The organism is Actinomadura bangladeshensis, from assembly GCF_004348335.1.
GTDB lineage: Bacteria > Actinomycetota > Actinomycetes > Streptosporangiales > Streptosporangiaceae > Spirillospora > Spirillospora bangladeshensis.
Map to the genome: position 1 here is coordinate 1 of NZ_SMJW01000311.1, position 8,264 is coordinate 8,264.

An 8,264-nucleotide genomic window follows, 5' to 3' on the forward strand; every position below is an offset into this window, starting at 1 on the left:
GAAGGGGACGGGGTGGGGCCGGCGGCGGGATCTGCTCCGTGACGGCCGACCCTGGTACCGTCCTTCGACGGTGGAACGACCCCGCAGGCGCGCGATTTCAGATTTGTCGCGGTCATGGTTTCGCCGGTGTCCGGACGCTCCCCAGGAGCCATGCTTACAGGTGAGGAAGAACAGTGGCTTCAGTCACCGGGGCGGAGCTGTGCAGGGTCACTGTGGTGGCCCCGAAGCGCCGCATCGATATCTCGCTCCCCGCTCACGTGCCCTTCGCCCAGTTCTTTCCGGCGATCCTCCACTACTCCGGCGCGCAGATGGCCGATGCCGGTCTGGCCCACGGCGGGTGGGTCCTGCAGCGGCTGGACGAGGCCCCTTTCGACGGCGGGATGACGCCCTCGCAGGCGGGGCTCCGCGACGGTGAGGTCCTCTACCTGCGGCCCGGCATGTCGCAGTTGCCGGAACTCGCGTTCGACGACGTCGCGGACGTGGTCGCGACGGCCATCAACGACCGGCGCGACCGCTGGCGGCCGGAGTGGACGCGGCAGTTCTCGCTGTCGGTCGGCGGCGGCGCCTCGGTGGTCGCGGCCATTGTGGTGCTGCTGGCCGGTCCGTCCTGGATCGTCCCGGCCGCCGCGGCCGGCGTCATCTGCCTGCTGTACCTCGCCGCGGCGGTGTCGGTCTCGCGCGCCGCGGGCGACGAGCGGGCGGGCACGGTGCTCGGCTTCGCGGCGCTGCCGCACGCGTTCCTCGCCGGCCTGCTCGGGCCCGCCCGCGACACCGCGTTCTCCGGCCTGGACGCGCTGAACGCGCTCGCCGGTTTCGGCACCCTGGTGCTGGCCGCCGTGATCGCGGTCGTCGGCGTCACCGGCGGCGCGTCCGTCTTCTGGGGGATGGTCGTCGGCGGGCTGCTCGGCGCGATCGGCTCCGCCGTCGCGCTGGCGTTCGGGGACCTGTCCGCGGGAGGCATCGCGGCGGTCACGGTGGTGGTCGCGATGATGCTCACCCCCCTCACCCCGACGCTGGCCTTCCGTTTCTCCAAGGTGACACTTCCACCGGTGCCGCAGAGCGCCGAGGACCTGCGCCGCGACACGATCATGGTGGACGGCCAGCAGGTGCTGACCCGCACCGGCCGCGCCAACCGCTTCATCACCGGGTTCACCGCCGGGCTCGGTGTGATCGCGTTCATCGGGCTCGTCCCGTCCGCGTTCGACGACGGCTGGCTCGGCCCGACCACCGCGTCGGTCATCTCGGTGCTGGTGCTGCTGCGCTCGCGGCTGTTCCGCAGCCGGGCGCAGCGGCTGAACCTGCTGGTGCCGGGCGTGCTCGGCATCGCCGCGGTGGTGGTCGGGCAGGCGTGGGACGCCTCGGCGGCGGGCCTGGTCGCCGGCGCGATCCTCCCGCTCGTGCTCGTCGCGGGGACGTTCACGGGCGTCGGGCTCTGGCTGCCCGGGCACCGGCCGTCGCCGTTCTGGAGCCGCGCCGGGGACATCCTGGAGATGTTCCTGCTGATCGCGCTCATCCCGCTGGCCCTCGGAGAGTGCGGTCTGTTCGCGTACATGCGCGGGCTCGCCGGTTAGGAGCCCCCCGTGCAGACTCGCAAGGACCTGCTGCAGGCCCACCGCCTGATGAGCCAGCGCGCGTCGCTGGCGCTCATCTCCGGTGAGCCGGACCATCCAGAACTGCCGATGCGCCGGATGAACATCGCCGCGTTCAGCGGCATCATGATCGGCATCCTGTGCATGGCGGCGTTCGGCATCTACGGCATCATCCGGCCGGGCGGCGCCACCGGCCTGGAGAAGGCCGGGATGCTGATCGTGGAGAAGGAGACCGGCGCCCGCTATGTGTGGTGCGAGAACGGCAAGCTGTGCCCGGTCAGCAACTACGTGTCCGCGCGGCTGGTCGCGGGCGCCGACGACAAGAGCCGCCGGACGGTCTCCGGATCGTCCCTCAAGGAGTTCCAGCGCGGCCCCACCATCGGCATCCCCGGCGCGCCGAACACGCTGCCGAAGCCGGGCGACCTGACCCAGGCCCCGTGGGCGGTCTGCGTCCGGACGGTCGAGGGCACCTCGCTGGGCCGCCGGTCGCTCGTCACCCTCACCGCCGGGCGCAAGGTCGGCGGCACCCCGCTGAAGGACGGCCAGGCGCTGGCCGTGCAGGCGGACGGGCAGAACTGGCTGCTGTGGCGCAACACCCGGATGCGGATGCCGCCGTATGCGCTGGCCACGCTCGGCGCCACCCCCGTACAGATCGCCGGAAAGTGGTTGAACTCGGTCACCCAAGGCCCGGACTTCGCCGCACCGCGCATCCCCGGCGTCGGGCAGAACGCGACCGGACCGGCCGGCAAGGCGCGGGTCGGGCAGATCTTCAACCTGAGCACCGCGTCCGGGGCGTCCTCCTCGTTCGTGCTGCTCGCGGACGGGCTCGCGCCGATCACCCCGATCCAGCGGGACCTGCTGGTCGCCGACCCGGAGATCCGCAAGGCCTACGGTGCGGGCGGCGTCCGTCCGATCGACATCAACGCGGGGCAGGTCAACGCCATCGGACGCTCCGCGCAGCAGATCCGGGACCAGAAGCTGGAGGGCAAGGCGCCCGAGATCGTCCCCTTCACCGGGACGAGCCCGCTGTGCGCGCTCTACAGCGACCCGAGCGGCAACGAGGACGCGACGCTCACCCTCAACGGCTCGCTGCCCGCGCCGCCGGAGACGGCGAACGCGAACGGCGCCGACCAGCTCGTCTTCCCGCCCGGCAGCGCGGCGCTCGCCGGCCGGGTGCCGAGCCCCGGCCAGGCCGACCAGGTCAACACCTATTACCTCGTCGCCGAGGGCAAGCGATTCCCCATCAAGGACAAGGGGACGGCGGAGAAGCTGGGCTACTCCCTGCCCGGTGACGCGTCCAATGTTCCGGCGGGTGTGCTGGACCTCATCGTGCAGGGTCCAGTGCTCGATCCGGCCGCTGTATCGGCCACCCAGACCGCGAATACGCAGGCAGGGAACTGATCGGCGGATGATCTAAGATTCAACCGAACCGCAATGGACGTTATTGCGTCTAACCTCGCGCATGAACGGATGGACACCCGGCGAGGAAGATCCTATGGTAGGAGGCACTCTGCGGTGCGACCCCCCGCCTTCAAGGGCCACAGGGTTGAAAGCGCTGCCGCAACGGGGGCAGTTGGTGTTGGCCCGGCGCCTCTGTTCTGGACCACCCTCGCGGGTCACGACGATACGAGTCACTGGAGGTGACTGATGGGGCAGCAGTCTGCCGTCGACAGAGCGGCAATGAAGCAGGCCGCGGACGACATCGACGCATCCGCGAACATCATCAAGGGGCTGCAGTCGCAGCTCGAAGGACACAAGCAGCAGGTCCGGTCGGCCTGGGAGGGTAACGCCTCCATGGCCTTCGAGTCGGTGTTCAACCGGTTCAACGAGGACTTCGGCAAGGTCCTTCGCGCGCTGGAGGGCATGCACCAGAGCCTCGTCCAGACGAAGATCACCTACGAGTCGAAGGAAGAGATGTCGGAGCAGGCCGTGAACAAGGTCCAGTCCTTGCTCAACGGCACGACCTGACCGAATTCGCTTTAGGTGTCAACGGCTGGAGAAGGAGAATCATGAGCTACACGAGAGCCAATTTCGGTGGCCTCAGCGAGGGTGAGGCGCAGTTCAGCCAGGCCGCGCGGGCGCTGATGGACGAGCTGAACGACCTGGAGGGCAAGCTCCGGACGAAGCTCAACCAGTGGGAGGGCTCCGCCCAGGAGGCCTACTGGGTCTTTCAGAAGCAGTGGGACGGCGCCGCCAAGGACATGCAGAACGTCGTGGCGCAGCTGGGCCTCGCCATCCGCGACGCCCACGACAACTACCAGCAGGCCGAGCGGAGCAACTCCGGCATCTGGGGCTGATCGGACGGCCGACGAGGACTCGTTCCGGGATTCCGGAACGAGATGGCCCTGGCCGTGCGAACGGTCAGGGCCGCCTTCGCCGCACCGGGGGCCGACGAGCGGACACGTGCCGTCTTGTCTCCCGGACAGTTCTGGATCGATAACTGACAGGAGGTAAGCGCACATGGCACCCAAAGCACCGGGCGGCGGTTCGTACCCGAACAACCTGCCCACGGCCGGCGGCAAAGAGATAGCGATCCAGCACGACGTACTCGATGACATCGTGAAGAAACTCGACGCCGACCTGAAGAAGTTGCGCGACGAGCGGTGGAGCAACCAGATCACCGACGCCACCCCGCCCGAGGCCGCGATGGGCAACTACAAGGCCGGCCAGGGCCTGTACAGCACCGTCGTCGCGGCGCGCGACCAGATCGGCGGCACCTTCGACCAGTTCCTTACCGCCTACGAGCAGGTGATCGAGGCCATTCGGGCTTCGAACAAGAGCCACCGCAATGCTGATGACGCTTCCAAGCGGGGTGTGGAAGCGGCCGGTTCCCCGCACACGGCCATTTGATCGGCAGCGCCAGCGGAGAGGGTGATCAGCAGTGGGACAAGAAGCGAAGATCAGGTTCGACGCCATCCAGACGGATGACCAGGGTACCGGCGGCTTCTTCAACAAGCTCAAGGTCTGGGAAGACCATTTCGACCAGGTCAAGCAGATCGTCGACAGCATGCAGCCCGACAAGGTGCAGGCGGCTGCGACGACTTACAGCCAGGCCGCGACGCGGATCAACGAATCCGTCGGCCTGCTTTTCAAGCAGGCGGGACGGCTGGTCGAGTCGTGGGGGGGTGACGACGCCGAAAAGGCCATGGAGCAGATGAACAAGGCCTATCGGCAGGCGAAGGAGATCTACGACAAAGCGCACACCACCAGCGGGGCCCTGTCGGCGCACGGGAACCAGCAGACGCAGTGGAAGAACGCGTACGGCAGCGGCGGCCCGCTGAACAGCTGGGTCGGCAGCGTCGTCAAATGGGGCGCGACCGTCTCGCCGGCCGCTGCCGCCAGCTTCCTCGTCGGCAACAATTACGCCGCCGAGGATGTCATGAGTGAGATCAACGACGGCACGGTCCAGTCCAACAACAACTTCCCGCGCGGCATCCAGCAGGACATGCCCAAGGCCGACCCGAACGTGTGGGACAAGGACCCGCCCGGAAACCCTGGGAAGCCTCCGGGCTCCCCCAAGATGCCGGGTGGTCCCGGCGGCCCCGGCGACATGCCGGGCGGTCCCGGCGGCCCCGGTGACCTGCCGGGTGGTCCCGGCGGCCCCGGCAGCCCTCCCGGCGGGCCCGGCGGTCCTGGTGATCTCCCCGGCGGTCCCGGTGGTCCGGGGAACCTTCCCGGCGGTCCGAACGGACCGGGCGGCGGCTTCCCCGGCGGTCCGGGCGGCCCCGACCTGCCGGGCGGCCCCGGCGGCCCCGGCACCGACCTGGCCAGCCTGCCGCCGAGTGGTCCGGGCGGAGGCCCCGGTCTCGGCCCCGGCGGGCTTCCCGGCGGGGCCCCCGGTCTCGGCGGCGGCGGGCTTCCCGGCGGCGGTCCCGGTATGGGCCCGGGAGGTCCCGGCCTAGGTGCCGGCCCGGGCGCGTTCGGTGCAGGCCCGGGCGCGTTCGGCAAGAACGCCCTCGGCGGCAAGGGCGGCATGGCCGGCATGGGCATGCCGATGGGCGCCGGTGCCCGCGGAGGCGGCGGCGACGGCAACGAGCACGAGCGCAGCACGTGGCTGACCGAGGACGAGGACGTCTGGGGCGGCAACGACGACACCGCACCGCCGGTGATCGGCTGACGCGATAGACACGTCGGATGACGAGCATGGGGTATCGGCAGGCCAGGCAGAGTCTGGCCTGCCGATGCTTCTGTGAACCAGGGCGGTAGGCGAGGAGTACTGATGCTGCGACGGGCCCAAAAACTGGCCGGCTCGATATTGGCCGCGTCCATTCTCGGTGCGGTCGCCCTTCCCGGCACGGCCGCTGCGGCACCCCGGCCACTGTCGCAGGAATGGTGGTTCAAGACCTGGGGCGTCCAGCAGTACCTCTGGCCGCTGTCCACCGGCAAGGGCGTCACGGTCGCCGTGATCGACACCGGGGTCGAGGCGGGCCTGCCGGAACTGCGGGGCGCGGTGCTTCCCGGTATGGACGCCGAGGACGGCTCCGGCGACGGCCGCCAGGATCAGGACAGCACGGAGGCGGGCGGGCACGGCACCGGGATGGCCATGCTGATCGCGGCGCAGGGAGGCGGCACCGGCATGGTCGGCGTGGCTCCGGACGCCAAGATCCTCCCCGTGGTCGCGCAGAGCAATCCGGCCTACGCCAAGGGCATCCGCTTCGCGGCCGACCGCGGCGCCAAGGTGATCAACCTGTCACAGGCGGTTCCCGGCCCGTGCCCGCGCGACCTGCAGGAGTCCATCGCGTACGCGCTCGGCAAGGACGCGGTCATCGTGGCCGGCGCGGGCAACGACGGGAACGGTGCGAACTCCAGCAATTCGCCGGCCAACTGCAAGGGCGTCATGTCGGTCGGCGCGGTCGATCTCAAGTTCAATCCCTGGGAGAAGACGCAGCGGCAGCCGTATGTGACCGTGGCCGCGCCCGGCGCCCACACGTGGACGGTGCTCAAGGACGGCAAGCTCTACAGCGGAAGCGGGACCAGTGCCGCGGCCGCGCTGGTGTCGGGGGCGGTGGCCATCATCCGGGCCAAGCATCCCGACATGAAGAACCGGGAGGTCGTCCGGGGGCTCATCGCCTCGTCGCTGGACATCTACGACAAGGGGAAGGACAGCCGGACCGGGTACGGGATCATCCGTCCTTACCGGCCGCTCGCGGGGAAGGTACCGAAGGGCACCGCGAATCCGGTGTTCGAGGAGTTCGACCAGTGGGTGAAGACCCATCAGCCGGAAGGCTCCGAGTCGGCGGCACCGGCGGCGTCGAAGGACGATGACTCCTCCTCCTTCGCCGTCTTCATCGTGTGGGGCGTGACGATCGTCGTGGTCGCCCTGCTGAGTGTCTTCGCGTTCTTCTTCTCCCGGCGGAAGCGGGGCGGACCGCCGCCGATGGGCCCGGGGGCCGGTTACGGGGCGCCACCCGGGTTCGGGCAGCCGCCGGGACCGCCGCCGGGCGGACAGGGCGGCCCCTATCCGCAGCGCCCGCCGCAGGGTCATCCCCCGCAGTCCGGTTCGCCCGGGGGTGTCCCGCCGCAGGGCGGCTCGGCCCAGGGCGGCCCGCCGCAGTACCAGCCGCATCCGCCCATGCCGCCCGGTCAGCGGCCGCCGGGCGAGGCCCCTCCCACAGGCCCGCCTCAGTAAGCGCCGGGCACACGCGGGAGGAGAATGCCGCGCGGCCGGTCAGGTAATGGCGGAGTGATCCGTACCGATCGGCCGCCGATTGTTGGTGGGATTGTCCATCCGGTGGAGCCTGACGCGCCGTGTTGCGATGAGTTCGATGGATTGTTGGAAATCGCGTCGGCCGTACTGAGGTCCGTGGCATGATGGTGCGCTCGCTGAGCGGCCGCCGGCAATTCCTCGGGCGCTCGCACCGTGTTCGCCCCAGAATGGGCGCCGGCGTTGCAGTCATTCACGATGACATTCCAGTCACCCCCACGGAGAGAGTGGTCATGAAGAAGCTCCTGTTCATTCCGGTCGCCGCCGCGGCGCTGGCGCTGGGCGTCAGTGCGTGTGGGGGCTCCGAGGACGATGCCGGCGGCTCGACGGCCTCGACTGGCGCGAGTGCGCCGGCGACGGCGCCGGCGACGGCGCCGGCGAGCGCGCCGGACGGCGGCGCTGCCGAGGGCAGCGGCGGCCAGACCCCGGCCGCCGGCGGCGGGAAGCTCACGCCGGCGCAGCGGGAGTTGCAGGCCAAGCTCCGGGACTGCATGGTCAAGAGGGGGTACGAGATGCCCGCGGCGAGCGTGGACAACCCCGGCATGAAGCCGACGAACACGAACGGCAAGAGCCAGGAGCAGGTCATCAAGGACCAGGGCGAGTGCCTGAAGCAGACGATGCCGTCGATGCCGCCGATGCCGACTGGCGGGTGAGGCGGATCCGCCGAGCGGCGGGGGGACGCGGGGCGGTCGGGACCTCGTAGGCTGTCGTGCGACGAAAGGAGGGCGGGTGCCGGACTCCACTTGGCAGCAGGGCGTCCTGCGCGATCTCGGCGTTTCGCAGCGGGGGCTGCGGGTGCTCGATCCGGCGGCGTCTCAGGTGCAGCCCGCATGGGGTGCCGACGCGCCGCCGCTGCCCGTTCCGGAGCCGCAGCCCTCGGTGACCCCCGGCGTCATGCCGGAACAGGTCCAGGCGGCTTCTCAGCCGCCGCCCGCACCCGTCCAGCCGGCTGTCGAGCCGCCGCCCCCGCC

At 70.3% G+C, this 8,264-nt stretch carries 8 protein-coding genes and 1 pseudogene; all 9 read left to right on the top strand.

Annotated features, from left to right (window positions below; translation table 11 throughout):
- Window positions 1–173 precede the first annotated feature (173 nt).
- Entirely contained in the window at window positions 174–1,571 is a 1,398-nt protein-coding gene (gene eccD / locus E1284_RS35755) for a type VII secretion integral membrane protein EccD (protein WP_131944588.1), read from the top strand.
- A gap of 9 nt (window positions 1,572–1,580) precedes the next feature.
- Complete coding sequence (gene eccB, locus E1284_RS35760; protein ID WP_131944589.1) at window positions 1,581–2,990, top strand: type VII secretion protein EccB; 1,410 nt, start codon at window positions 1,581–1,583, stop codon at window positions 2,988–2,990.
- 246 nt (window positions 2,991–3,236) lie between these two features.
- Window positions 3,237–3,557 carry a WXG100 family type VII secretion target gene (locus tag E1284_RS35765; protein ID WP_131944590.1) on the top strand — a complete coding sequence of 107 codons (321 nt, stop codon included), beginning with the start codon at window positions 3,237–3,239 and terminating at the stop codon, window positions 3,555–3,557.
- Between the two features lie 41 nt (window positions 3,558–3,598).
- Complete coding sequence (locus E1284_RS35770; protein ID WP_067793350.1) at window positions 3,599–3,886, top strand: WXG100 family type VII secretion target; 288 nt, start codon at window positions 3,599–3,601, stop codon at window positions 3,884–3,886.
- 163 nt (window positions 3,887–4,049) lie between these two features.
- On the top strand, window positions 4,050–4,439 hold the full coding sequence (locus E1284_RS35775) for a hypothetical protein (protein WP_131944591.1): 390 nt from the start codon (window positions 4,050–4,052) through the stop codon (window positions 4,437–4,439).
- 31 nt (window positions 4,440–4,470) lie between these two features.
- The gene (locus E1284_RS43795) at window positions 4,471–5,706 is read left to right on the top strand and encodes a WXG100 family type VII secretion target (RefSeq protein ID WP_131944592.1); all 1,236 of its coding nucleotides are present in this window, start codon (window positions 4,471–4,473) and stop codon (window positions 5,704–5,706) included.
- 102 nt (window positions 5,707–5,808) lie between these two features.
- A complete protein-coding gene (locus E1284_RS42065; RefSeq protein WP_165965558.1) occupies window positions 5,809–7,218 on the top strand; it encodes a S8 family serine peptidase in 1,410 nt (469 codons plus the stop codon).
- Between the two features lie 308 nt (window positions 7,219–7,526).
- On the top strand, window positions 7,527–7,946 hold the full coding sequence (locus E1284_RS35790) for a hypothetical protein (protein WP_131944593.1): 420 nt from the start codon (window positions 7,527–7,529) through the stop codon (window positions 7,944–7,946).
- Between the two features lie 76 nt (window positions 7,947–8,022).
- Window positions 8,023–8,264 (top strand): annotated as a pseudogene (locus E1284_RS35795) (hypothetical protein); the annotation flags it as partial.

Coding starts and splice junctions, on each gene's coding strand:
- E1284_RS35765 (WP_131944590.1), top strand. CDS start 3,237: ATGGGGCAGCAGTCTGCCGTCGACAGAGCGGCAATGAAGCAGGCCGCG.
- E1284_RS35790 (WP_131944593.1), top strand. CDS start 7,527: ATGAAGAAGCTCCTGTTCATTCCGGTCGCCGCCGCGGCGCTGGCGCTG.
- E1284_RS35770 (WP_067793350.1), top strand. CDS start 3,599: ATGAGCTACACGAGAGCCAATTTCGGTGGCCTCAGCGAGGGTGAGGCG.
- E1284_RS35775 (WP_131944591.1), top strand. CDS start 4,050: ATGGCACCCAAAGCACCGGGCGGCGGTTCGTACCCGAACAACCTGCCC.
- E1284_RS42065 (WP_165965558.1), top strand. CDS start 5,809: ATGCTGCGACGGGCCCAAAAACTGGCCGGCTCGATATTGGCCGCGTCC.